Source organism: Rhodococcus sp. Z6_132, from assembly GCF_058133635.1.
Genome location: NZ_JBYUNP010000001.1, coordinates 635,706 through 658,533 on the forward strand (window position 1 = coordinate 635,706; position 22,828 = coordinate 658,533).

Here is a 22,828-nt window from a genome sequence, read left to right on the forward strand (position 1 = left end):
ACAACCTACAGTGGATTGCAGCACGCATCGCCCCTGGTCGCGCCGGACCACCTGTGACGCCGGGCCGAGCAGCCCCTGAGGAGCCACCATGCACGTGCCCGACGGATTCCTGAACGCGCCGACGTCGGTGGCCACCGGTGTCGTCGCCGTGGCTGCGGTGGGCGTGGCCCTGCGCAAGGCGCGCTCCGAGCTCGACGACCGCACCGCCCCGATGGCGGGACTGGTGGCGGCCTTCGTGTTCGCCGCGCAGATGATCAACTTCCCCGTCGGTGCAGGCACGAGCGGGCACCTGATGGGAGGTGCGCTCGCGGCCGTCCTCGTGGGGCCGTGGACCGCCATCCTCTGCCTGGCGGTGGTGCTGATCGTCCAGGCGCTGTTCATGGCCGACGGGGGGATCACCGCCCTGGGCACCAACATCACCCTGATCGGGGTGGTCACCGTCGTCGTGGGCTGGTTGGTGTTCCGCGGTCTGCGCGCCGTGCTGCCGCGCCGCCCGGGCGTGATCGCCCCTGCGGCGGCGCTGGGTGCGCTGGTCTCCGTGCCTGCGGCCGCGGCGGTGTTCACCCTGTTGTTCGCCGTCGGCGGCACCGCCCCGGTGGAGACCGGCTCGGTGCTGGCCGCGATGCTCGGCTGGCACGTCCTGATCGGAGTGGGCGAAGCGATCATCACCGGCCTGGTGGTGGGCGCGGTGATGACGGCCCGCCCGGACCTGGTGCACGGGGCGCAGGACCTGGTTCGCAGCCGTCCGATGGAGATCCGCACGACCGGGAGCGCCGCATGAAGACTCGCACCTTCTACGTCTGCGCCCTGGTGGCGGCGCTGCTCCTGGCCGGCGTGGCCAGCTACTACGCCAGCGCCCACCCGGACGGGCTGGAACACGTCGCCGAGCGGACCGGGTTCGCCGACACCGCCGAGGACTCCGCGGCGGCCGACAGCCCGCTCGCCGACTACCAGGTCAGCGGGGTCGACGACGAGCGGGTCAGCGTCGGGCTGGCCGGGGTCACCGGGGTGTTCGTCGTCCTGCTGCTGGCCGGAGGGATCGCCTGGGGAGTGCGCCGCCGCGGCCCCTCCGCCGAGCAGGACGACGAGGGCGTCCCCGCCTCGTCGCAGCGCTAGTGGGCGCCGGGCACGGGCACCGTCTGCACTACCACGGGCACAGCCCCGTCCACCGGACCCCCGCGCACCTGAAGCTCGCTGTCCTGCTGGGGTTCATGGTGCTCGTGGTGGCTACGCCGAGGCAGTGGTACGCCGTCCACCTGGTCTGGTTCCTGGTGCTCCTCGGGGTGATCGGTGCCTCCCAGGTGCCGGCGCTCTACCTCGGCAAGCGGATGGTGGTGGAGCTGCCCTTCGTGGTCTTCGCCGCGCTGATGCCGTTCGTGGCCACCGGCCCACGGACCGAGGTCCTGGGGCTCAGCGTCTCCCAGGCCGGGCTGGTGGGTGCGTGGGCCCTGCTCGCCAAGGGCACCCTGGGCGTGCTGGCCTCGCTGACGCTGGCGGCCACCACCGAGCCCACCGCAGTCCTCGCCGGGTTGCGGCGGCTGCGGGCACCCGCCCTGATCGTGGAGATCATGGGCTTCATGATTCGCTACCTCGACGTCGTCACCGCGGAGATGGGCCGGATGTTGGTGGCGATGCGCTCCCGCGGGTGCGACCCACGGTGGCCGCGCCACTGGCCGAGCCTCGCCCGGTCGCTGGGCGCGCTGTTCATCCGCTCCTACGAGCGCGGCGAACGGGTCCATCTCGCGATGCTCTCGCGTGGCTACACCGGGACCATGCCTGGAGCGGACCGATGAGCACGCCCGTGCTGGACCTCCAGGGGCTCGCCTACGCCTACCCCGACGGTCACCAGGCGCTCTTCGGGGTCACCCTGCAGGTCCAGCGCCACGAGCGGGTGGCGCTGCTGGGTCCCAACGGGGCCGGCAAGACCACCCTGGTGCTCCACCTCAACGGAATCCTCACCGCCGGCGCGGGCACGGTGACCGTCGGCGGGCTGCCGGTGGAGAAGAAGCACCTCGCGGAGATCCGGCGCCGCGTCGGCATCGTGTTCCAGGATCCCGACGACCAGCTCTTCATGGGCACCGTCCGCCAGGACGTCGGTTTCGGCCCAGCCAACCTCGGGATCCGCGGCGCTGAGCTCGACCGCCGCGTGCTGGCCGCGCTGGAGCAGGTCGGGATGGCCGAGCACGTCGACCGCCCGCCGCACCACCTGTCCTTCGGCCAGCGCCGCCGGGTCGCGCTGGCCACGGTGCTGGTGATGGAGCCACAGGTGCTCGTCCTCGACGAGCCGTCCTCCAACCTCGACCCGGCCTCGCGCCGCGAGCTCGCCGACATCCTTCGGTCGCTGGACGTGACCGTGCTGATGGTGACCCACGACCTGCCGTACGCGCTCGAGCTCTGCCCGCGCTCGGTCGTGCTCTCCGGAGGGTCGATCGTGGCCGACGGGCCGACGTACGAGGTGCTCACCGACGACGAGCTCATGCGCGCGCACCGGCTGGAGCTGCCGTTCGGCTTCGACCCACGTTCGGTGGGGTCGGCACCGCACCGGGCCGGGGCCCAGGACCCGCTGGCGCCGCCCGACTCCGGCAGTGCCCGGGAGAACCTGCGGTGACCAGGCTGCATGCGGTCGGCGGCCGGTGGACACCGCCGCGCCGCCTGCGCAACCAGCTCAGAAGTGCTTCGGACACACCGAATGCTCTACCTTGACGGTGCAGGGACGTGAAGCACGCTGCCTGCGCGCGACCCGACGATCACCGCGACCACACCGCACGACGAGGAGCTGTTCATGGGCATCGGAGCCGGAATCTTCCTGCTTGCGGTAGGTGCGATCCTGAAGTTCGCGCTGGACGTGCAGGTACAGGGAGTCGACCTGCAGGTCGTCGGCATCATCCTCATGATCGTCGGTGTCCTCGGCATCATCCTGGACCTGGCGATCCTCATGCCCCGGCGTCGCCGTCGCGACGACTACGTGGCCCCCGCCGACGTCGACGAGTACGGCCGCCCGCTGCGTCGTCCGCGCGACTACTGACCACACCGGAGGAGCACACCATGGACAAGCTCTCCCTCAGCGCCCTCGCCCGCGAGCAGCTGGAGCTGGCGAAGAACGGATCGGCCGGGCGCAGTGCCGCGACCGTCTTCGGCGGGCACACGCACACGCTGCGGCAGACGCTGATCGCGCTGGTGGCGGAGCAGGACCTGGACGAGCACGACAGCCCGGGCGAGGCCACCGTGCACGTGCTGCAGGGCCGGGTGCGGCTGGTGGCCGGGCAGAGCTCCTGGGAGGGCTCCCCGGGCGACCTCATCATCGTTCCGCCTGCGCGCCACTCCCTGCACGCCGACACCGACGCCGTCGTGCTGCTCACCGTGGCCAAGCCGCTCACGGAGCGCTGACACCCCCAGGGGGCTCGCCCGCTGAGAGCACTGCCCCTGCGCCCCTCGGGCGTGCTGTACTCCGGGAATGACACACACCAGCACCAGGACAGTGGCCGTCACCGGCTCCGCGTCGGGGATCGGCGCCGCCTGCGTGGCGCGGCTGCAGGCCGCCGGGCACCGCACGATCGGGGTGGACGTCCAGCCCGGCGCGGACGTCGTCGCCGACCTCGCCACTGCCCAGGGCCGCGCGGCGGCCGTCGAGGCCGTGACCACGCAGTGCGGCGGCGTGCTGGACGGCCTGGTGGCCTGCGCCGGGGTCGGCCCGCTCTCCGACCGCCCCGGCAGCGTGCTGGCCTCGGTGAACTACTTCGGCGTGGTCGAGGTGGTGCAGGGCCTGCGCCCCACGCTGCTGGCGGCGCAGCACCCTGCGGTGGTGGCGGTGTCCTCCAGCAGCAGCAGCACCCAGCCGGGCATCCCCCTCGAGCTGGTGCAGGCGTGCCTGGCCGGGTCAGAGGGCGACGCCTGTGCGCGCGCCGAGGAGCTGGGCGCGCTGGGCACCTACCCGGCCACCAAGCTGGCCCTGGCGTGGTGGATCCGCACGCAGGCCCCGACTGCGGAGTGGATCGGCGCGGGCATCCGGCTGAACGCGGTGGCCCCCGGCACCATCGACACCCCGATGACCGGTGGGCCCGACCTCGACCCCGAGCTGGTGAAGCTGCTGGACGTCTACCCGGTGCCGCTCGGACGCCGGGGACGGCCGGAGGAGGTGGCCTCGGTGATCGAGTTCCTCCTCGACGAGCGCTCCTCCCTGCTCTGCGGCACGGTGGTCTTCACCGACGGCGGCACCGACGCGCTGATCCGCGGACGGGACTGGCCGGCGCCGTGGCAGCCGAGCAGGGAGGAACTGGTGGCGAAGCTGCGGCTGCCGTCCTAGCGGCGCGTCTCCGGCGGCCCGTCCTGGCTGCCCATCACCCGGGCACCGCTGGTGCGACCCTGCCCGGACGGGTCGTTGATGCGCTGGGTCTCCGCCGAGCTGTCGGACACGCCGGGCTCGGTGCGCTGGTGGGCGGTGCCGGAGTGCTCCGTGCCGCCGCGGTGCTGGGTCTCGTGCGTGGTGACCGGCGCGGTCTCCGCGCTGCGCTCAGCGGCGCGGACGTCCCGCACGGACTTGACGCTCAGCCGGCCGGCTGCCTGTGCCCCCAGGAACAGGATCAGCGCGCCGAGGCCGTAGAAGAAGCCGAGGTCCACCAGGGCCTGTCGAGTGGTGTCACCGACCGGGGCACCGGTCTCGCCCAGGAAGTCCGGCCAGATCCGGCTGAGCACCGGCCCGACGATGAACCACGCGCCGGCCAGGCTGGCCAGCCACCCGCCGAGGACGGCGGCAGGCCGGTTGGCGGCGAGGAGCAGCAGCAGGCCTGCGATCACGGCGACCCCGCCGGGCAGCACCTCCAGCCAGAACCGGCCGGTGGTCCACTCCCAGGTGGAGTCGGGTGTGGTGGCGTAGTCGAAGTACGGCCCCACGAACGGGATCAGCGCACCCCACAGACCTAGCAGCACCAGCAGCAGCCCGGTGATGGCGCCGCGGGTGCGAGGGATGCCCTTCGCGCGTCGGGGCTGTTTCGTCGTGGTGCCGTACTCAGTCATCACTGCTCCTCATGGTGTCCTCCTCCGCGCACGCCTGGGCGACACGGACGGCTGGACTACTGAACGTAGCCCCCTGCGGCACCCTCCGCAGAACGTCGCGGAGCGCCTCCCGCCTGCGGCCCGCTGACCTGCACGATTGGCCGAGAAACCGCTTCCCGGCGAGGGGGCTGCACCCCTAGACTCGGCCCATGTCGATCTCTACGACGGGCAGCGACAGCACCTCCCTGGTGGGTAGTGACCTGTCCGGCGGCGACCTGGAGCGCGCGCTGGAGTCGCACCGCCGCGAGCTGACCGGCTTCTGCTACCGAATGCTCGGTGCGGCCTCGGAGGCCGAGGACGCCGTGCAGGAAACCTTGGTGAACGCCTGGCGCAGCATCGACACCTTCCAGGGCCGCTCCTCGCTCCGGTCGTGGTTGTACCGCATCGCCCACAACGTGTGCCTGGACATGATCCGCAGCCCGCAGCGACGGGCCCGGCCGATGGACCTGGCCGCCCCCACCCCCGCCGCCGAGGTGGTCGTCGGCGAGCAGCTGCCCGAGTCGGTGTTCGTCCAGCCCGTGCGGGACGACTCGGTGATCGACACCCAGGGCGACCCGGCGAACGTCGCGGTGGCCCGGGAGTCCATCCGGCTGGCCTTCATCGGGGCGCTGCAGCACCTGCCCGCCCGCCAGCGCGCGGTGCTGATCCTGCGCGAGGTGCTGCGCTGGCAGGCCGCGGAGGTTGCCGTGCTGCTGGACACCTCGGTGGCCTCGGTGAACAGCGCGCTGCAGCGGGCCAGGGCCACCATGGCCACCACCAGGTCCGCCCCGCTGGACTCCACGCTCGACGCTCGCCAGACGGACCTGCTGACCCGCTACGTCGATGCCTTCGAGCGCTACGACATCGACGCGCTGGTGCGGCTGCTCAAGGAGGACGTGGTGCTGTCCATGCCGCCCTTTCCGTTCTGGATGCGCGGCGCCGACGACCTGGCGGCGTGGTTCCTGGGGCCTGGCATCGTCTGCCAGGGCGGCCGGCTGTTACCGGTGCAGGTGAACGGCACCGCCGGCTTCGGCAACTACCACCGGGTGGGACCTGGTCGCTGGGAGCCGTGGGCCATCCAGGTCATCGAGGTCAGCGACGGCCGCATCAGCGGTCACCACAACTTCCTCGGTGCTGAGCAGTTCGCCGCCTTCGGCCTGCCCCCGGTGCTGTTGGCCTGAACACCCCGTTCGGCACACCCGCCAGGGCCTGCCTAGGCTCGGCCCATGCCCTCCTCAGCTCGCCGAGCCTCCCGCGGAACCCGTGGTGGCCCTTCGCTTCTTGTGGGTGCTGTCGCAGAACGGCGCAATGCCCGACCGTCCGCAGCGGCACAGCGCCACCGTCTCCCGGTTGCGGGTCAGCGCGTTGCCGTCGCCGTCCAGCAGCTCGGCCGGGCCGCGCACCAGCAGCGGACCGTCCGGACACACCGTGATGGTGACCTCCGGTCCCAGCAGCGCGGCGCGCTCGGCTGCAGCGGCGTCCTCAGCAGTGAAGTCCTCGACAGTGGAGTCCTCAACAGTGGAGTCCTCGTCGGTGGAGTCGTCAGGAAGGGCTGCCATGTCTGAAGTAGTACTCGCCGAGGCCTGCGCAGCGCCAGTCGGTGCCGGCACCGCCATGCCGCTGCCGGCCGCCCGCGGACCCGTCAGCACCGCCCTGCTGGCCGTGCTGCGCGAGGAGCGCCCCTCCGCCGAGCTGCACGGCGCCGCGCAGGAGTGGGCCGCCACGACCGATTCAGGCGGCGCCGGGATCTTCACCGACGAGGACGCCCAGCTGACCCTGACGCTGCTCTACGAGCTGCACCTGCAGGGCTTGGGCGGCGTGGACGACTCCTGGGAGTGGAACCCCGACCTGCTGGCCACCCGTGCCCTGCTGGAGGGCCCCTTCGAGGCAGCGCTGCGGGCGCTGGTGGAGCTGCCCGAGGCCACGCCGGACACCTTGCAGCAGACGCTGGAGACCATGACCACCGCCGAGGGCGGCCCGGGCCTGTCCCGCCACCTGGCCCGCACCGGCACCCTCGAGCAGTGGCAGGAGTTCTGCGCGCACCGCTCGATCTACCAGCTGCGCGAGGCCGACCCCCACACCCTGGGCATCCCCCGGCTGGCCGGTGGCCCCAAGGCTGCGCTGGTGGAGGTGCAGGCCGACGAGTACGGCGGGGGCCGGGCCGAGCGCATGCACTCCACCCTCTTCGGCCACACCATGCGCGAGCTGGGCATCGACGCCAGCTACGCCGCACACCTGGACCGCGTGCCCGCCGTCACCCTGGCCTCGGTCAACGCCCTGTCGCTGTTCGCGCTGCACCGCCGCCTGCTCGGCGCTCTCGTCGGGCACCTGTGCGCGGTGGAGATGACGTCGTCGCTGCCGTGCAAGGTCTACGCCCGCGGTCTGCGCCGGCTGGGCTTCGGCACCGCCGCCACCCTGTTCTTCGACGAGCACGTCGAGGCGGATGCGGTGCACGAGCAGATCGTCAGCCGCGACCTGGCCGGCGGCCTGGCCCGCCAGCAGCCGGAGCGGACCGCCGACGTCGTCCTCGGCGCGGCGGTGTGCCTGGCCATGGACGAGCTCGGGGCCCAGCACATGATGGACCGCTGGCAGGCCGGGCAGAGCTCGCTGCGTGGCGAGGGGCCGCTCAGACCAGCGGCTTGACCGCGCGGATCACCACGAGCTCCTCGGTGCGCTCGCCCTGCGGAATGAGCCCGCGCGACTCCATCAGCGCCGCCCGGGCACGCATGACGGGACCGAACTGCACCGTGGCGCGGTCGGCCACCGAGGCGGAGAGCCCGTCGGTGGAGAGCAGCTTCAACGTGGTCTCCACCCCGCACACCGCGGAGTGCACCACCAGCATCGTCCCGCCCGGGGCGAGGACCTTGGGGGCCTCGGCGCACACGCGGTCGAGCACCGCCCGGCCGTCCACCCCGCCGTCCCAGGCCCGAGCCTGGCCACGGGTGGGCAGGCGGTCGTCCTGGGCGGGCACGTAGGGCGGGTTCGACAGGATCACGTCGAAGCGTTGGTCCGAGACCGGCTCCACCAGGTCGCCGCGCCTGGGCGTCAGCTTGTGGCCGCGCAGCCGGGCGTTGACCCAGGCCGCCGTCAGCGCGCGACGACTCACGTCCACCACCGTGACGCTGGCCGCGCCCTCGATGGCGGCGACCACCCCCAGCGCACCGGTTCCGGTGCAGATGTCCAGCACGTGCTGGCCAGGAGCCCGGACCTCGCGGCGGTACACCTCCGCCAGCAGCCACGTGTCGTCTTGCGGTGGGTACACGCCCGGTGGGCGCAGCAGCAGCATGTCGTTTACCAAACCATTAGTCCCGCAGTTGCGCTCATCGGCCCCTCCGCTCGCCGGCGGCGTGGACGCCGGACAGGTTGGCCGGCACGGTCCACGGTAGCGAGGGTCGCGGTCGAGTACCGGACGTGGCCGGGCCACCCCCGCCCCCCACCTGGCCCCGAGGCGGCAGAAAAACCAGTGTGAGAATCCCCACTGAGGCGTAACCGCCCAGGTCAGCGTCCTGCAGCGCGGTCGGCTCCTGGCGTGTCACCGGGCGGTTCGGTGGCCCGCCGACCAGGAAACGTCATCCTGGAGATGTGTCCTGCGAGGCCGATGCGGTCGAGCAGCAAGGAGGTGCTGAGTGAGCCCCGAACCCTGGATCCGGACCGGCGCCGACCTCGCCCTCGAGGCCGAGCACCTGCGCCACAGCATGCGCGACCGTCCCAGCTCCGACGTCGCCACCGGGGCCCTCATGGTGCTCGACGGCCGGGACGAGCTGGCGGCGTTCGCCGAGCTGCAGCGGGTGGCCGAGCAGGAGAACCTGCTGCTCCCCGACCTTGCCGCGGCCCTGGTTCGCCTGGTCGGCCGCACCGTGACCGTGGACGGCCCCAGCGTCCCTGGCGCCGAGCTCAGCGAGCCCAGCGAGACGGTCAGCCGGGACGACCCGCGGGCGCACGAGGTGGCCCTGCAAACCTGGGGGTCGCGGCTGTCCGGCGTCCCTGCGACGGCCCCAGCCCCGACCGCGGTGCGGCTGGGCACCCGCCCGCTGCGGGCACTGCCCGTGGGTGCGTCTCGGCTGGTCGGTGCCGCCGAGCACACGGTGGGGCTGCTGTCGCCGCGCGCGCTGGTCACCCTCAGCGGGACCCTGCTGCCGCCGTGGGGGCGGCCCGGCTCCTAGCGGTCGAGCTGGTGGCCGGCCTCGGTCCAGGCCCTGGTGCCGCCCTGCACGGGGCGGGCGTCGAAACCGCCGAGGTCGAGCGCCCCCGCCGCCTCCATGCTGCGCGTGCCCCCACCGCAGACCAGGTACACCGGCTTGGCGGTGTCCAGGTCTGCGCAGTGGCGGACCAGCGTCTCCAGCGGCATGTTCACCGCCCCGGGGACGTGGCCCTCGGCGAACTCCTCGGCACTGCGCACGTCCACCACCAGCTGCTGGTCTCGCACCGCGTCCGAGAGCTCGGCGACTGTCGTCTGGCGAATCATCTGGCACTCCTGTCCACGTCCCGAGGGCCCCGCCCGCGCCTCGAGCGTAGTTCGCAGCCGGGTACCGGCCCGGGATCCCGCGTCCCATGGGCACCCACGGAGACCGAGAAGCACTGGCGCTGAGCATGTCTGGCGGGACGGGAACTGGCACAGCAACCCAGGTTCGCACTAGGTTGTGACACAGGACCTACCGCACGCCGAACTCCCACCAATGTGGACCGACGGCCAGTAACATCCGTCGCCTGGCCAGCGCGTCTGCGAGGAGGGGTGCATGCAGCCTCTGTACGACCCCGCCGACCCCACTGTGGACGTGCGTGACCGCGAGGATCTGGCCCCCGAGCCCAGCCTCCTCCCGGCACCAGCGGTACCGCCACTCGAGCCCGGCGACACACAGACCAACCGGCACCTGCGGGCTCGCTGGTCCGGGGCGATCCTCCTGCTCGGCGACGTGCTGCTCAGCGCGCTGGCGCTGGTGGCGCTCGGTCGCGCCACGGCAGACACGGCCACGACCGTGGCGGTCATCGTGGTCACCCTGGCGCTGCAGCGGTCCTACCGCCGACGGCTCACCCTCTCCACCCTGGACGAGCTGCCCCGCCTGGCGCTGGCCGCCGCCATCGGCGTCTTCGCGGCGGGTGTCCTCCTGCACCCGGACGACCAGCCGCTGCCCGCTGCCCGGCTCGCCCTCGCCGTGCTCCTCGCGCTGGTGGTGGGACGGGTGCTCAGCCAGGCACTGGTGCGGTGGCTGCGTCGACGCGGCACCCTCACCTCCCGGACCCTGGTGATCGGCGGCGGCACCATCGGCGCCCAGCTCACCCGCAACGCGCTGCAGCACGGCGGCCTGGGGCTGCACCCGGTGGGCATCGTGGACGCCAACCCCGTGCCGGAGACGCAGACCCTGGACGTGCAGCTCATCGCACCCGGGTACCCGCTGGCCGAGGTGATCACCTCGTTGCGGGTGGAGACCGTGGTGGTGGCGTTCTCCGAGACCAACGACCTGGAGCTGCTGGACACCCTGCGCACCTGCGACCGGCTCGACTGCGAGCTGCTGGTGGTGCCCCGGCTCTTCGAGCTGGCCAGCGTCACCGGCGACATGGAGCTGGTCCGCGACATCCCGCTCACCCGGGTGCGCCGGGCCCCGCACCGCACCGTGGAGTGGCGCTTCAAGCGGTGGTTCGACGTGCTGTTCAGCGCCGTCGCGCTGGTGCTGCTCGCACCGCTGCTGGCCGTGATCGCCGTGGTGGTGTGGCTGTCCGACCGCTCGGCAGGGGTGCTGTTCCGGCAGACCCGGATCGGTCTGGACGGCGAGGAGTTCGCGGTGCTGAAGTTCCGCACGCTGCGGCCGGTGGACGAGACCGAGTCGGCCACGCTGTGGAACGTCGCCAACGACGCGCGGCTGACCTGGGTGGGCCGGTTCCTGCGCCGCACCTCCCTGGACGAGCTGCCGCAGTTCTGGAACGTGCTCCGCGGCGACATGAGCGTGGTCGGTCCCCGCCCCGAGCGTCCGCACTTCGCCGCCGAGTTCGCCGAGGCGCTGCGCCACTACGGTGCCCGCCACCGGGTGCCGGTGGGCCTGACCGGCTGGGCCGCCGTGCACGGGCTGCGCGGGGACACCTCGGTGCGCGAGCGGGCCTCCTACGACAACTACTACATCGAGAACTGGAGCCTCTGGCTCGACTTCAAGATCATCTGCCGCACCATCCTCGCGGTGGTGCGCCGCACCGGTGGCTGATCCGGTGCTGGTGCTGGCCGGCCTGGCGGCACTGGCGACGCTGCTGCTGGCCCTGCGGGCGCTGCTCGACCGCCCGCAGCGTGGCCTGCTCGCGCTCGCCGCGCTCGCCCCCTTCCACGGGTTGCTGGTGATCGCCCCGGTGGGCGACGTCGCCTCCTACTGGAAGGAGGCGCTGGTGCTGACCACCCTGGGCGCCACCTTCCTGGCCCCGCGCACCGCCCTTCGCGGTCCCGGTGCCCGCAGCGCCGGTCCCGCACCGTCGCTGCCCTGGTGGCCCGCCGCGGCCGCTCTCGTGGTGCTGGGCTCGGTGTCGGCGCTGGCCACCGCCGGGTTGGTGGGGCTGATCGCCATCAAGATCACCTTCTTCTACCTGCTGGTGGTGGTGGTGCTCTTCCGCGCCCCCTTCAGCAGCCGCGACCGCGACACCCTCGTCAGCATCCTCATGGCGGTGGGGCTGGTGGTCGCCGTGGTGGGGCTGTGGCAGCAGGTGGTGGGGGCGCAGCACCTGGTGGACCTGGGCTACTCCTACAACGTGCAGGTGCGCACCGCGGGTGGTCTGCTGCGCTCGTTCAGCACCTTCGACGCCCCGTTCGCGTTCGGCCTGTACGTGATGCTCAGCCTGGTGGTCGGTGGCGCGGCGGCACTGGCCGAGCCCGGCCGGCTGCGCAACCGGCTGTTCCTGCTGGCCACGCCGGTGATGGTGGCCGGCATGGGGGTGTCCATCGTGCGGGCCAGCTACGTGGCGCTGGCGGTGGGCCTGCTGTGGCTGGGCCTGCACCGCCACCCCCGGCTGCTCGCGCTGCTCGGTGGGGCGGTGGTGGCCACCGCGGTGGTCGCCGGCTTCGTCTCCCCGCGCGTGGTGAGCACGCTGTTCTCCTCCTCCAGCCTGGGCGAGCGTGGCTCGGGCTGGAGCGCCATCATCTCCGACGTGCTCAGCCACCCGCTGGGGCTGGGGCTGGGGGCCAGCGGCTCGGCGGCGGACAAGATGGCCGAGGCCAGCGGACGCTCGGCGGCGCTGACCTACCAGCCGGACAACTACTACGTGAAGATGATCCTCGAGCTGGGACCGCTGGGGCTGTGGCTGTTCGTGCTGGTGCTGGTGTGCGCGCTGGTCTCCTGCCTGCGTGCGGCCCGCTTCCTGCGGGGCCGCGACGCCGCGCTCGCCGTGGGCGTGAGTGCGTCCGTCCTGGGAGCCGCGGCAGCCTCGCTGTTCGCCACCTACCTGGAGATCTTTCCGCTCGACATCTACTTCTGGCTACTACTAGGGAGCGTGGGATGCGCCGTCTCGCAGCGCGCGGCCGGGTTGACGAGCGCGCGGCAGGCGCCGAGGAGCGAGGAGGTGGCCGCATCCGCTTCGGCGCCCTCGCCCTGCGCCCCGGTGGCAGCGGGGTCCAGACCTACGCCCGCGAGCTGATCCACGGCGTGGCCGAGCAGCTGCCGGCCGCGGCGCTGTCGGCCGTGGTGCAGCGCGACGCGGTGGGCGAGCTCCCCACCGGGGTGCACCCGGTGCGCCGGCCGGTGGCCGCGGGGGCGCGGCGCGCCGCGATGGCCATGGCCCCGCTGCGCGGGGTGGACCTGGTGCACGCCCTGGACGTGGACCTGCCCGTGCTGACCCCGGCGCTGCGGGTGGCCACCGTGCACGACATGTCGGTGTTCGACGTGCCCGAGGCCTACAGCCGGGTGCGGGCCACCGGCGAGCGGGCCCTGCTGCGCACGTCGCTGGGCCGGGCGGACCTGCTGCTGGCGGTCTCGGCGTTCACCGCCGAGCGGGTGCAGGCCCTGCTGGGCCGCACCTGCGTGGTCACCCCGCTGGCGCCGGCCCGCTGGGCACGGGTGCCCGACCCCGAGCAGGTCCGCGAGGTGCGCGCGCGGCACGGTCTGCCGGAACGCTTCCTGCTGCAGGTGGGCACCGTGGAACCCCGCAAGGACGTCGCGCTGGTGGCTGCAGCCGCTCGGGAGCTGGACGTGCCGCTGGTGCTGGCCGGGGCCGGGTCCACCGGGCCGGACGCTCCCGCGGGCAGCACCGGGCTGGGCTACGTGGACGTGGCCGACCTGCCCGCCCTGTACCGGGCCGCCACCGTGGTCACCTACGCCTCCCGCTACGAGGGCTTTGGGCTGCCACCGGTGGAGGCGATGGCCTGCGGTGGCGCCGTGGTGGCCAGCGCAGTGGGCGCGCTGCCGGAAGTGGTGCACGACGGGGCCGTGCTGGTGCGCCGGCACACCGTGGACGCCTGGGTGGCCGCGCTGCGCCCGCTGCTGGCCGACGAGCCCGCCCGCCAGCAGCTGCGCGAGCGGGCGGTGGCCGACGCAGGTCTGCTCAGCTGGCGCAGCACCGCCGCCCAGACCGTCGCCGCCTACCGCAACCTCGGCGCGCGGCTGTGAGTGCCGCGGCGCCCGCACCGCTGGTGCTGGTCAACGCCACCGCCAACGTCTCCGGCGCCGAGGGCGTGCTGCTGGACCTGCTGGAGCTGGCCGTGCAGCGCGGACACCCCGTGACGCTGGCCTGCCCGCCGGGCCCGCTGGCGGCCCGGCGGCCCGCGGGCGTCACCCACCTGCCGCTGCCCGCGCTGGGTCTGGGTGGGGGCCGGGCGCTCGGGGCGGCCCGGCTGGCTGCGCGCTGGGCGCAGGCTGCGCGGGTGCTGCGGCCGGCGGTGCGCCGGCCGGGCGCTCGCACCGTGGTCAACTCCCTGCTGGCCCTGCCCGCGGTGCGCCTGGCCGCCCCGACCGGGGGCGCGTCGTGGCTGGTGCACGACACGGTGCACCAGGCCCAGCAGCGGCTGGTGGTCCGGGCCGGCCGAGCCGGGCTGCGCCGGGTGGTGGCGGTCTCGACAGCGACCGCAACGCCGCTGCGCGCCCTGGGCCTGCCGGTGCAGGTGGTCGGCAACGGGGTGAGCTGGCCGGTGGACGCGGTGCCCACCACGACGCTGCGCCACCCCCCGGTGGTCGGCTGCCTGGCCCTGCTCACCCCCTGGAAGGGGCACGCCGTGCTGCTGGAGGCGGTGGCCCAGCTGCCCGAGGTGCACCTGGAGCTGGCCGGCGGGGAGTTTCCCGGCGACGCCGTCCACGCCGAGGGCCTGCGCCGGCGCGCGGCCCAGCCCGACCTGGCGGGGCGAGTGCGCTTCCTCGGCCACGTCGCCGCGCTCGACGCCATGCGGGGCTGGGACGTCTGCGTCTCGGCCAGCACCTCCCCGGAGGCGTGCCCGCTGTCGGTGCTGGAGGCGCTGAGCCTGGGGGTGCCGGTGGTGGGCACCGACCACGGCGGCACCTCCGAGCTGCTGCGCGAGGGGGCCGGGCTGCTGGTGCCGCCCGGCGACGTGGCGGCCCTGGCTGCCGCCCTCACCCGCGTCCTGGACGACGCCGGGCTGCGCGCCGAGACCGCCCGCTGCGGGCGGGCCCGGGTCGCCGCCGAGCACGACCGCAGCCACACCCTGCCGCGGATGCTGGACGAATTGCTGCCGAGCTGATCAGGGGCGCGACTTCGCTGCCGAAATAGCATGGGAGACAGGTGGACCAGTCCAGGCTTGCACGCCGGGGCCGGTGCGGACGGGGGAGACAGTGACAGCGCACCGCAGACGACCGGGGGACGAGCATGATGTCGAGGGCGCTGCCGTGACGGCACCGGCAGGCAGGCGGGTGCGACGGCCGGGGCTGGCTGCGTGCGCCCTGGCCGTGGTCCTCACCGTGCTGGGTTGCTCCGCACCGGAAGGCCCCGGGCCGCTGTCCGCCCCGGTCTCCGCCACCACCCCGGACGGGCGCACGCTCGTGGACCCGGCGCCGACGGCGAGGGAGAGGCCTCCGGTCGGCATGTCCTCCGGGGCGCCGTTCTCCTACCTGTCCAACACCGAGCTCAACCGCGAGCTGGACATCGCCCGTGACCTCGGCGCCACCTGGATGCGCATCGACGTGGACTGGGCCGAGATCGAGCCGACCCAGGGCCGCTTCGACTGGACCAACATCGACCGGGTGGTCCGCGCCGTGCGCGGGCACGGCCTGCAGGTGCTCGGCATCCTCACCTACACCCCCTACTGGGCCCAGGACCCCGCCAGCAGCCACGACAGCACCCACGTCCGGCCGGCAAACCCCGAGCTGTTCGGCGCCTTCGCCGGGGAGGCGGCTCGCCACTTCGGCGGCGACGTCGCCGCGTGGGAGATCTGGAACGAGCCGAACCTGGAGGAGTTCTTCCTGCCGCGCCCGGACGTGCAGGCCTACACCCAGCTGCTGCGGGCGAGCCACCGAGCCATTCACGCGGCCACTCCCGGGGCCACCGTGCTGGGGGGGAGCCTGGCGCCGGCGGAGAACCTGCCGGATGGTTCCGCCGTGGCGCCCACCACCTTCCTGGAGCAGATGTACGCCGCCGGGGCCAAGGACTTCATGGACGCCGTCTCGGTGCACCCGTACAGCTTTCCCGCCCAGCCGTCGGACCCGGCCACGGCCGACTGGAACACCTTCTACCGGCTGCGGTACATGCGGGCCACCATGCTCCGCTTCGACGACGCCGCCAAGCAGGTCTGGCTCACCGAGTACGGCGCCCCCACCGGGACGGTCCGGGCCGGGGAAAACCTCGTCCGCATCGACGAGCGCCAGCAGGCGGCGATCATCGCCGAGGGGCTGCGCTACGCCGGGGAGCTGGGCTACGTGGGCCCGGTCTTCCTGTACAGCATCCGGGACGAGGACACCGGCCACCGGGAGAGCGTGCGCAACTTCGGCCTGGTCCGCACCGACTTCACCCGCAAGGCGGCCTACACCGTGGTGCAGGAGTACACCCGGCCGCGATAGCCGTCCAACTCCCCCGGACCGCTCAGCAAAGCAGCGCAGCGGCCGATAGTCACTAAGAGTTATTCACTCTGACCGGGTGTTGCCAATCACACGGGCCGAGGGCTAACTTTACGGCCAGTTCACTCCCGTCACTCCCTGACATTTCCACGGGCGCAGGCGTACCCGTCGAGGTCACTCTACGTAGTGGAGAAACAACTATGCGTAGGTTCCGCGTCCTCGCCGCCGCCGCCCTCACCGCCGCCACCCTGGTGCTGCCCCTGGCGTCGGGAGCCGCGTCCGCCGCCCCCGCCCTGTCGGCCGGTGCAGCGACCGTGCCCGCCGCCGGCAGCATCGGCATGAACGGCGGGGGCGACCTGATGTGGGAGCCCGCCGACCAGCTGGCCGCCGACCTCGACGCCATGCGCGCCGCCGGCGCGGGCTGGGTGCGGCTGGACATCGACTGGTCCTCCATCGAGGGCACCAAGGGACGCCAGAGCTGGTCCAACGCCGACCGGGTGGTCGACGCCGCCCGCAGCCGCGGCCTGCAGGTCCTCGGCATCGCCACCTACGCCCCCCGCTGGGCCCAGGACGCCTCGGTGCCCGCGGGCACCACGCACGGACGTCCGGCCAGCGCCGAGGCCTTCGGCACCTTCGCCGGCCAGGCCGCCGCCCACTTCGCCGGGCGCATCTCCGCGTGGGAGATCTGGAACGAGCCGAACCTGGCCACGTTCTTCTCCCCGCGCGTGGACGCCGGCTTCTACACCTCGCTGGTCAAGGCCAGCGCCACTGCCATCCGCGCCAACGCCCCGGGCGCCACAGTGCTCGCCGGGTCGATGGCCCCCGCGGTGGACAGCCGGGACGGCAGCTCGACCTCGCCGGTGACCTTCCTGCAGCAGATGTACAACGCGGGTGTCCAGCCCTACATGGACGCGGTGTCGGTGCACCCGTACAGCTTCCCGGCCCTGCCCAGCGACCCGACCACGGCGAACTGGAACACCTTCTACCGGCTGCGCAACGTGCACGACCTGATGGTCAGCAAGGGTGACGCCGGCAAGAAGATCTGGCTCACCGAGTTCGGCGCTCCCACCGGCCCAGGCAACAACGCGGTGACCGAGCAGCAGCAGGCCTCGATCATCGCCGACGGCCTGGCCACCGCCCGCGGCCTGTCCTACACCGGCCCGACCTTCCTCTACGAGATCCGCGACTCCCGCACCGGGACCGCAGACCTGGAGGAGAACTTCGGGCTGCTGCGCACCGACCGCTCGGCCAAGCCCGCCTACACCGCGGTGTCGCAGGCCGCCCGGGACACCGGCGCCGTGGCCCCGAGCACCCCTGCCCCCGCCCCGGCACCGGCGCCGGCGCCTGCTCCCCCGGCCGCCGTCCCGGCGCCCGACTTCTTCTCCTCGGTGTGGAGCTGGCTGCTGGCCCTGCTGACCACCTGGTTCCGCTGACCCCTGGTTCCGCTGACACCTGGTTCCGCTGACACCTGGCGCCACCCACACCGCCCTGCCCGGCCCAACCACCGACCGCCTGGCCAGGCTGGAGCGCACGACCTCGGGGGTCGTGCGCTCCAGCGACGTCCGAGCAGGCCGAGCTCAGGAGCGGCGCGCGGTCCAGCGCTCGCGCACGAAGGCCGGCGCGCCCCGCACCACCGGCACCCGCAGCAGCCAGGCAGCCGCGAGGACCACCAGCCCGCTGCCCGCCGACACCAGCGGCCACGGGAGCACGTCCACCAGCAGCTCGCTCAGGCCGATCACCGCCGCCGTGACCGCGACCAGGCCCAGCCCCGTGCCCAGCGGCACCAGGCCGCGCACCGCCCGGGCGGCCACGGTCCAGATGAGCACCAGCACCAGCGCCTCGGTGGCGACGGTGGCGATGGCCGCGCCGTCGTAGGACATCCGGGGGATCAGCACCAGGTTGAGCCCGACGTTGACCACCAGGCCGACCACCGCCACCAAGGGGTACGCACGGCGGCGCTCCGCCGAGACCGCCACCATGAAGCCCAGGTAGGTGAGCATCCCGAAGCAGGAGCCGAGCACCAGCATCCGGCTGGCGAACGCGGCCTCGCCGAACCGCTCGCCGTAGAGCAGCCGCAGGATGGGCTCCGCGGCAGCCCAGAACACGGCCAGGCTCACCGCGCCGAGCACCGCCAGCGCCAGCACCGACTCCTGCACCCGCCGGCGGAACTCCGCCAGGTCACCGGGCCAGGCCCGCACCAGCAGCGTCAGCACCGGGGTGATCACCGCGTAGGAGACGACGTCGAGCACGTCGGCGAACTTGTAGCCCACCGAGTACAGGCCGACGGAGTCGAAGGTGTCCAGCCGGCTGAGCAGCAGCAGGTCGATCTTGGACAGCAGCATGCCCAGGCCCGCACCCACCGTCATCGGCAGCGCGTCCACCAGCAGTGCTCGCCAGCGGTGGGCACCGACGTGCCGGGCGGGCAGCGGGCCGGCCTCGCCGCGGCGCACTGCTCGCAGCTTCCAGGTGATCTTGACCAGCTCGTTGACGATCACCGGCAGCACGAAGATCAGCAGCGTCGGGGCGAGCACCGCGGCGAGCACGGTGAGCAGCAGCTGCACCGCCTGCCCGACCGACTCGGCGATGGCCACCACCGTCAGCCGCAGCCGGCTCTGGAACAGCACGGTCAGCGCGTGGCTGGGCGTGGCCACCACCACCACGATGCCCGCCACCGCGGTCGCCCGGACCACCTCCCCCGGGTACCCCAGCGCCAGCACGAAGCCCAGCCCCACCAGGTAGCCCAGCAGGCCGAGCACCAGGCGGAGCGCGATGTAGGAGCCGGCGACCAGGGACACCTCGCGCTCGTCGTCGGCGACCAGCCGGGCCAGCACCACCCGCCCGACCCCGAGGTCGGTGATGATCGACAACAGCCCGAGCAGGCCGAAGACGAAGGAGTACTGGCCCCAGGCCTCCGGCGACAGCGCCCGGGCCACCAGCACGCTGCCCAGCCACCCCATCGCGGCGATGACCACCCGGCTCAGCACCAGTGCGACGGAGTTGCTCACCGCGGCGCGGTTGTGGTCGGTGGTCGAGCTCATGCCGGGTGGCCCCGCCCGGCACGGGGTGCGGCGGCAAGGTCTCGGCAGATCGCGAGCAGCCGGTCCACCGCCACCCGCATGTCGTAGTGCTGCTCCACGTGCCGGCGGCCCTGGCGGCCCATCTCCCGGCGCCGAGCGGGGTCGTCCAGCAGGCTGGTGATGGCCGCCAGCAGCGCGGTGTCGTCCTCGGGCGGCACCAGCAGCCCGGTCACCCCGTCGCGGACCATCTCTCCGACCGCGGCCACCGGGTGCGCGATCACCGGCAACCCGGCCGCGGCCGCCTCGAGCACCGCGTTGGGTGCCTGGTCGATGGTGCTGGGGAAGACCATGACGTCGGCCCCGGCGAGCACCTCCCACAGCCGGTCGTCACCGCCGGCGAGGTCGGCGACCACCCGCACCCCGGGCGCGGGCTGCACCGGCTGCGTGGTCACCAGCACCAGGTCGCAGCGGTCCCGCAGGTGCTGCTGGTGCAGGCGAAGCAACCGGTTGCCGCCCTTGCGCTCCAGGTTGTGCCCGACGAAGACGAGGGTGGGGCGTCGCTCCGGCCGCTCAGCCGGCTCGGGGGGCAGCCAGACCCCGAAGGGCAGCACCTCCAGCCGCGGCTCCGTCACGCCGTAGTCCTGCCGCAGCGAGTCGGCGGCCTCGGCGCTGTTGGCGATGACGTGGTCGGCGGCGTCCAGGACGCGCCGCTCGGCCGGGACGCTGGCCCGCACCGTGAGCGGCGTGAACCGGGTGGGGGTGCGGTACGGAATGCGGTAGGCGTTGAGCGCGGTGGTGCTGTCGGTGGTGACCACGCACGGGAGCAGGCGCAGCAGGCGGGCCGAGGTGAGCGCGCAGTTCTGGGTGTAGACGTGCACCACGTCGACGTCCCCGCGGGCCAGGCGGGCGGCGAGGGCGCGACGCACCCCGCGGGAGCGCACCAGCTGGGCGCGCAGCGGCTGCAGGTCCAGGTCCAGGCGGGCCAGGCCCGGCAGCGGGGCGCGCAGCAGCTTGCCCGCCAGGTGCGGGTCCTGGGCGTCCAGGAACTCCGCGACGACGTCCGTGCGCTCCTGCACGCAGCGCCGGATGGCGTTGTGCACGGTGACGTGGCCACCGATGTTCTCGTTCACGAACAGCACCCGCACCGGATCGCTCACCGGGTCACCCGGGTGACCACGTCGCGCATCGCCGTGCGGAAGACGTCCTCGGAGAAGCGCTCCGCGTGCTTGCGCACGACCTGCGGGTCGTAGTCGCCGGCGCGGAACCCCGTCATCGCCTCGGCCAGGGCCGCCACCACCTCCTCGTCGCTGCCCGCCGCCACCAGCTGACCGCTCACCTGCGGCAGGACCGTGTCCAGCGCGCCGCCGCTGCCGAGGGCGAGCACCGGGCTGCCACAGGCCATGGCCTCCACCGGGACGATGCCGAAGTCCTCCACGCCAGGCATCACCAGCGCGCGGCTGCGCCGGTGCAGGTCGCGCAGCGCAGCGTCGGAGACCCGGCCGGCGAAGGTGGTGCGCGGGCCGGCGAGCTCCTGGCAGCGCTGCAGGAACCGGCCGTCGCCGGCCACGACCAGCCGCACCCCGGCCGCCTCGGCGGCCCGCACCGCCAGGTCGGGCCGCTTGTAGGGCACCAGCCGCCCGGCCAGCAGGAAGAAGTCCTCGCGCTCCACGGTCGGGTCCGGGTGGTAGTAGCTGGTGTTCACCGGCGGGTACACCACCTCGGCCGTGCGGTTCCAGCACTGCTGCACGCGCTCGGCCACCGCGGTGGAGTTGGCCACCACGTGGGCCAGGCGGGGGGCGGCGTCGAGCTCCTGGCGGCGGGTGCGCGCGGCCAGTGCGGTCAGCGCCAGCTCACCCAGGCGACCACCGGCCTCGCCGGCGCGCAGCTCGGCCTGCCAGGCCCAGCGGGCGGGGCTGTGCACGTAGGCGATCACCGGGGCGTCGGTGGCGTGCACCACCTGGGTGGCGAAGGCGTGGTGGCTGGTGATCACCACGTCGGCCTCGCGCAGCGGCATCCGGCGGAAGGAGCCGGGCAGCAGCGGCAGCAGCGGCGCGTAGGAGCCCTGCCCGCTGCGGCGGTACAGCCGGTCCAGCCAGGTGGTCACCGGTGCGTGGGTCAGCCCGGCGGGGATGCCCCCGGGTCGGGCGATGGGCACGTGCACGCGCGCCTCGGGCCACTGCCGGTTCAGCTGCTCGACCACGTTCTCCGAACCGGCGACCTCGGTGAGGCGCTCGTGCACCAGGGCCAGCCGTGGGGTGCTCACCAACGCAGCGAACCCCGGTCCGGGGACAGCCCAGGACGGGCGGCAGCGCGTCGTGCCCGCGCGGCGGGGTCGGTGTCCGCGCGCACGCGCTCCTGCGGCTGGGTGGGCGCCTCGGAGTGGTCTCGGGGGTCCACCCGGGCCGGCCCCGGTTCCTGACCCTCCGGTTCCTCCCAGTCCGGGTCCTGCCAGTCCGGGTCCTGCCGGTCCGGGTCCGGCCGGGCCGGGTCCTGCCGGGCCGCCGCCAGCTGGGTGGCCAGCAGCACCTCGGCGACGGCCCGACCGGGGCGCACCACGCTGAGGACGGTGCGCACCTGCGACTGGGCCAGCACCTGCAGGGTGCGCTGCACCACTGCACGGGTCCGGGCGCCTCGCTCCACCACCACCACGGCCAGCCTCACCTGCTCCAGCGGAGTGCTGCGCCACCACGGCTCGTCGGCGGAGAGCTGGACCAGCGCACCACGCCCATCGCCGGGTTGCTCAGCGGCGGCGCCAGCGGCATCGGCGTCAGCCTCTGCGGCGTCGGCGGCCTGGTTGCCCTCCGTGCCCGGGACCAGCGGCGGGCAGTACAGCACCAGGACATCGTCGCCGGCGCGCAGCTCGCGGCGCACCATCATCTCGATCCGCACCGCCGCGCCGCTGTGCTTGCCCGCGGTGCAGTCGATCAGCTCCGCCCCGGTGGACTGCGCAGCATGGGTGGCCCACGGGCGGGACACCGTCCGGCCGAACCGGCCGCGCAGCAGCACCAGGGCCTCGGCGGCCAGGATGAGCACCGCGATCAGGGCGAGGGCGGCGTCGCGGGCCGGGGTCGGCGCCACCGGTCCGTCGGAGGTGGTCGGGGCGGACAGCGCGACCAGCCGACCGGTCGCCACCGCCCCGAGCTGGCCGATCTGGGCCAGCTGGGCCTGGTACTGCGCCTCCACGGCAGGGCGGGCCGGGTCGTTGGGCCCCAGCGCCTGCAGACGGTCGAACAGCGGGGAGGTGCGCTCCTGCAGCTGGCGCACCTGGACCGCGGCGGCCCCGGCGGCGGTGTTGCGCGCCTCGGCGTCGAAGACCTGCACCACCTGCTTGGCGACGGCAGCGGCCTGCCCGGCGGTGTCGCCCCGCACGGTGACGGTGAGCAGGCCGGGGGTGTCCCCCTCGGTCACCGTCACCCGGGAGGTGAGCTCGCTGGCGGGCCAGGTGGCGCCCGTGGCCTGGGCGGCCTGCTGCAGCACGGCGGGATCGGTGGCCAGGGCCAGGTAGGAGGCCGTGGTCAGCGCGGTGGTGTCGGTGCTGCTCGTGCTGGCGGTGGGGGCGTCCACCCGCGCGGTGACGGTGGCCTCCCAGCGCTCGGCCGCCATGCCGCGGCCGAGGAACACCAGCAGGGCGCAGACCACGGCGACCACCAGCGCCGGCAGCAGCACGCTGCGCAGGTCACGGAAGTGCTGCGCCAGGTCCAGGGTGGGTGGCACCCCGGGGGCAGCAGCTGACGACCCGCGCTCGTCCGTCGTGGCTGTCACCCTCACGCCCTCTCCTCGCGACCCCCCGTGGGCACGGTGGCAGCCTACTGC

The 22,828-nt window shown here is 73.6% G+C and carries 24 protein-coding genes; 16 read left to right on the plus strand and 8 right to left on the minus strand.

Annotated elements, in window-relative coordinates; all coding sequences use genetic code 11:
- Positions 1-88 precede the first annotated feature (88 nt).
- From AC3YO9_RS02965 to AC3YO9_RS02995, 7 genes are all read left to right on the plus strand, one after another.
- Positions 89-781: an energy-coupling factor ABC transporter permease gene (locus AC3YO9_RS02965; protein ID WP_489982071.1), complete on the plus strand. Its 693-nt coding sequence runs from the start codon at positions 89-91 to the stop codon at positions 779-781.
- Positions 778-1,116, plus strand: a complete 339-nt coding sequence (locus tag AC3YO9_RS02970) for a PDGLE domain-containing protein (RefSeq protein ID WP_489982072.1) — start codon at positions 778-780, stop codon at positions 1,114-1,116. The genes AC3YO9_RS02965 and AC3YO9_RS02970 overlap by 4 nt, the downstream gene beginning before the upstream one ends.
- Entirely contained in the window at positions 1,116-1,793 is a 678-nt protein-coding gene (gene cbiQ, locus AC3YO9_RS02975) for a cobalt ECF transporter T component CbiQ (protein WP_127784248.1), read from the plus strand. Before AC3YO9_RS02970 ends, cbiQ begins: the two co-directional genes overlap by 1 nt.
- Positions 1,790-2,608 (plus strand): energy-coupling factor ABC transporter ATP-binding protein, encoded by an 819-nt coding sequence (locus AC3YO9_RS02980; protein WP_489982073.1) that lies wholly within the window; start codon positions 1,790-1,792, stop codon positions 2,606-2,608. The genes cbiQ and AC3YO9_RS02980 overlap by 4 nt, the downstream gene beginning before the upstream one ends.
- Before the next feature lie 174 nt (positions 2,609-2,782).
- Positions 2,783-3,025: a DUF6458 family protein gene (locus AC3YO9_RS02985; RefSeq protein WP_127784250.1), complete on the plus strand. Its 243-nt coding sequence runs from the start codon at positions 2,783-2,785 to the stop codon at positions 3,023-3,025.
- A gap of 20 nt (positions 3,026-3,045) precedes the next feature.
- Positions 3,046-3,387 (plus strand): cupin domain-containing protein, encoded by a 342-nt coding sequence (locus tag AC3YO9_RS02990; RefSeq protein WP_127784251.1) that lies wholly within the window; start codon positions 3,046-3,048, stop codon positions 3,385-3,387.
- Positions 3,388-3,454: 67 nt separating this feature from the next.
- Complete coding sequence (locus AC3YO9_RS02995) at positions 3,455-4,303, plus strand: SDR family oxidoreductase (protein ID WP_489982074.1); 849 nt, start codon at positions 3,455-3,457, stop codon at positions 4,301-4,303.
- On the opposite strand, the gene AC3YO9_RS03000 is transcribed toward AC3YO9_RS02995, so the two are convergent.
- Complete coding sequence (locus AC3YO9_RS03000) at positions 4,300-5,013, minus strand: hypothetical protein (RefSeq protein WP_127784253.1); 714 nt, start codon at positions 5,011-5,013, stop codon at positions 4,300-4,302. The two genes, AC3YO9_RS02995 and AC3YO9_RS03000, sit on opposite strands and share 4 nt — an antisense overlap.
- Positions 5,014-5,201: 188 nt before the next feature.
- Here AC3YO9_RS03000 and AC3YO9_RS03005 point away from each other — a divergent pair, with 188 nt between their 5' ends.
- A complete protein-coding gene (locus AC3YO9_RS03005) occupies positions 5,202-6,212 on the plus strand; it encodes a sigma-70 family RNA polymerase sigma factor (protein WP_206518039.1) in 1,011 nt (336 codons plus the stop codon).
- A 54-nt stretch (positions 6,213-6,266) separates the two neighbouring features.
- On the opposite strand, the gene AC3YO9_RS03010 is transcribed toward AC3YO9_RS03005, so the two are convergent.
- Positions 6,267-6,485: a CDGSH iron-sulfur domain-containing protein gene (locus tag AC3YO9_RS03010; RefSeq protein WP_241249961.1), complete on the minus strand. Its 219-nt coding sequence runs from the start codon at positions 6,483-6,485 to the stop codon at positions 6,267-6,269.
- A 103-nt stretch (positions 6,486-6,588) separates the two neighbouring features.
- Here AC3YO9_RS03010 and AC3YO9_RS03015 point away from each other — a divergent pair, with 103 nt between their 5' ends.
- Positions 6,589-7,674, plus strand: a complete 1,086-nt coding sequence (locus AC3YO9_RS03015) for an iron-containing redox enzyme family protein (RefSeq protein ID WP_489982075.1) — start codon at positions 6,589-6,591, stop codon at positions 7,672-7,674.
- Here the strand turns inward: AC3YO9_RS03015 and AC3YO9_RS03020 are convergent.
- Positions 7,658-8,317 (minus strand): HemK2/MTQ2 family protein methyltransferase, encoded by a 660-nt coding sequence (locus AC3YO9_RS03020; protein ID WP_489982076.1) that lies wholly within the window; start codon positions 8,315-8,317, stop codon positions 7,658-7,660. The genes AC3YO9_RS03015 and AC3YO9_RS03020 overlap by 17 nt on opposite strands.
- Positions 8,318-8,657: 340 nt before the next feature.
- Here AC3YO9_RS03020 and AC3YO9_RS03025 point away from each other — a divergent pair, with 340 nt between their 5' ends.
- A complete protein-coding gene (locus AC3YO9_RS03025) occupies positions 8,658-9,194 on the plus strand; it encodes an ANTAR domain-containing protein (RefSeq protein WP_127784255.1) in 537 nt (178 codons plus the stop codon).
- On the opposite strand, the gene AC3YO9_RS03030 is transcribed toward AC3YO9_RS03025, so the two are convergent.
- On the minus strand, positions 9,191-9,496 hold the full coding sequence (locus AC3YO9_RS03030) for a rhodanese-like domain-containing protein (RefSeq protein ID WP_489982077.1): 306 nt from the start codon (positions 9,494-9,496) through the stop codon (positions 9,191-9,193). The genes AC3YO9_RS03025 and AC3YO9_RS03030 overlap by 4 nt on opposite strands.
- Before the next feature lie 271 nt (positions 9,497-9,767).
- Here AC3YO9_RS03030 and AC3YO9_RS03035 point away from each other — a divergent pair, with 271 nt between their 5' ends.
- The 6 genes from AC3YO9_RS03035 (at position 9,768) to AC3YO9_RS03060 (ending at position 17,431) form a co-directional block, all read left to right on the plus strand.
- Positions 9,768-11,225, plus strand: a complete 1,458-nt coding sequence (locus AC3YO9_RS03035; protein WP_127784257.1) for a sugar transferase — start codon at positions 9,768-9,770, stop codon at positions 11,223-11,225.
- Positions 11,218-12,639: an O-antigen ligase family protein gene (locus AC3YO9_RS03040; protein WP_489982078.1), complete on the plus strand. Its 1,422-nt coding sequence runs from the start codon at positions 11,218-11,220 to the stop codon at positions 12,637-12,639. Before AC3YO9_RS03035 ends, AC3YO9_RS03040 begins: the two co-directional genes overlap by 8 nt.
- A gap of 35 nt (positions 12,640-12,674) precedes the next feature.
- Positions 12,675-13,607 (plus strand): glycosyltransferase family 4 protein, encoded by a 933-nt coding sequence (locus AC3YO9_RS03045; protein WP_489982562.1) that lies wholly within the window; start codon positions 12,675-12,677, stop codon positions 13,605-13,607.
- Entirely contained in the window at positions 13,604-14,689 is a 1,086-nt protein-coding gene (locus tag AC3YO9_RS03050; protein WP_489982079.1) for a glycosyltransferase family 4 protein, read from the plus strand. Before AC3YO9_RS03045 ends, AC3YO9_RS03050 begins: the two co-directional genes overlap by 4 nt.
- 145 nt (positions 14,690-14,834) lie before the next feature.
- Positions 14,835-16,001 (plus strand): glycoside hydrolase 5 family protein, encoded by a 1,167-nt coding sequence (locus AC3YO9_RS03055; protein WP_489982080.1) that lies wholly within the window; start codon positions 14,835-14,837, stop codon positions 15,999-16,001.
- Between the two features lie 197 nt (positions 16,002-16,198).
- Entirely contained in the window at positions 16,199-17,431 is a 1,233-nt protein-coding gene (locus AC3YO9_RS03060; RefSeq protein ID WP_489982081.1) for a cellulase family glycosylhydrolase, read from the plus strand.
- A 144-nt stretch (positions 17,432-17,575) separates the two neighbouring features.
- Here AC3YO9_RS03060 and AC3YO9_RS03065 read toward each other — a convergent pair whose 3' ends face one another.
- Genes AC3YO9_RS03065 through AC3YO9_RS03080 form a run of 4 tightly spaced genes read right to left on the minus strand, consistent with a single transcriptional unit; the run spans position 17,576 to position 22,777 of the window.
- On the minus strand, positions 17,576-19,036 hold the full coding sequence (locus tag AC3YO9_RS03065) for an oligosaccharide flippase family protein (RefSeq protein ID WP_489982082.1): 1,461 nt from the start codon (positions 19,034-19,036) through the stop codon (positions 17,576-17,578).
- The gene (locus AC3YO9_RS03070) at positions 19,033-20,172 is read right to left on the minus strand and encodes a glycosyltransferase family 4 protein (RefSeq protein WP_489982083.1); all 1,140 of its coding nucleotides are present in this window, start codon (positions 20,170-20,172) and stop codon (positions 19,033-19,035) included. The genes AC3YO9_RS03065 and AC3YO9_RS03070 overlap by 4 nt, the downstream gene beginning before the upstream one ends.
- Positions 20,169-21,278, minus strand: coding sequence for a glycosyltransferase (locus tag AC3YO9_RS03075; protein WP_489982084.1), 1,110 nt, complete (start codon positions 21,276-21,278; stop codon positions 20,169-20,171). Before AC3YO9_RS03075 ends, AC3YO9_RS03070 begins: the two co-directional genes overlap by 4 nt.
- Positions 21,275-22,777, minus strand: coding sequence for a hypothetical protein (locus AC3YO9_RS03080; protein ID WP_489982085.1), 1,503 nt, complete (start codon positions 22,775-22,777; stop codon positions 21,275-21,277). Before AC3YO9_RS03080 ends, AC3YO9_RS03075 begins: the two co-directional genes overlap by 4 nt.
- Between the last annotated feature and the right edge of the window lie 51 nt (positions 22,778-22,828).

What these genes read in the sequence shown, in the direction of transcription:
- AC3YO9_RS02965 (WP_489982071.1), top strand. Translation starts at nt 89, where the DNA reads ATGCACGTGCCCGACGGATTCCTGAACGCGCCGACGTCGGTGGCCACC.
- AC3YO9_RS02970 (WP_489982072.1), top strand. Translation starts at nt 778, where the DNA reads ATGAAGACTCGCACCTTCTACGTCTGCGCCCTGGTGGCGGCGCTGCTC.
- AC3YO9_RS02980 (WP_489982073.1), top strand. Translation starts at nt 1,790, where the DNA reads ATGAGCACGCCCGTGCTGGACCTCCAGGGGCTCGCCTACGCCTACCCC.
- AC3YO9_RS02985 (WP_127784250.1), top strand. Translation starts at nt 2,783, where the DNA reads ATGGGCATCGGAGCCGGAATCTTCCTGCTTGCGGTAGGTGCGATCCTG.
- AC3YO9_RS02990 (WP_127784251.1), top strand. Translation starts at nt 3,046, where the DNA reads ATGGACAAGCTCTCCCTCAGCGCCCTCGCCCGCGAGCAGCTGGAGCTG.
- AC3YO9_RS02995 (WP_489982074.1), top strand. Translation starts at nt 3,455, where the DNA reads ATGACACACACCAGCACCAGGACAGTGGCCGTCACCGGCTCCGCGTCG.
- AC3YO9_RS03000 (WP_127784253.1), bottom strand. Translation starts at nt 5,013, where the DNA reads ATGACTGAGTACGGCACCACGACGAAACAGCCCCGACGCGCGAAGGGC.
- AC3YO9_RS03005 (WP_206518039.1), top strand. Translation starts at nt 5,202, where the DNA reads ATGTCGATCTCTACGACGGGCAGCGACAGCACCTCCCTGGTGGGTAGT.
- AC3YO9_RS03015 (WP_489982075.1), top strand. Translation starts at nt 6,589, where the DNA reads ATGTCTGAAGTAGTACTCGCCGAGGCCTGCGCAGCGCCAGTCGGTGCC.
- AC3YO9_RS03020 (WP_489982076.1), bottom strand. Translation starts at nt 8,317, where the DNA reads ATGCTGCTGCTGCGCCCACCGGGCGTGTACCCACCGCAAGACGACACG.
- AC3YO9_RS03030 (WP_489982077.1), bottom strand. Translation starts at nt 9,496, where the DNA reads ATGATTCGCCAGACGACAGTCGCCGAGCTCTCGGACGCGGTGCGAGAC.
- AC3YO9_RS03035 (WP_127784257.1), top strand. Translation starts at nt 9,768, where the DNA reads ATGCAGCCTCTGTACGACCCCGCCGACCCCACTGTGGACGTGCGTGAC.
- AC3YO9_RS03060 (WP_489982081.1), top strand. Translation starts at nt 16,199, where the DNA reads ATGCGTAGGTTCCGCGTCCTCGCCGCCGCCGCCCTCACCGCCGCCACC.
- AC3YO9_RS03065 (WP_489982082.1), bottom strand. Translation starts at nt 19,036, where the DNA reads ATGAGCTCGACCACCGACCACAACCGCGCCGCGGTGAGCAACTCCGTC.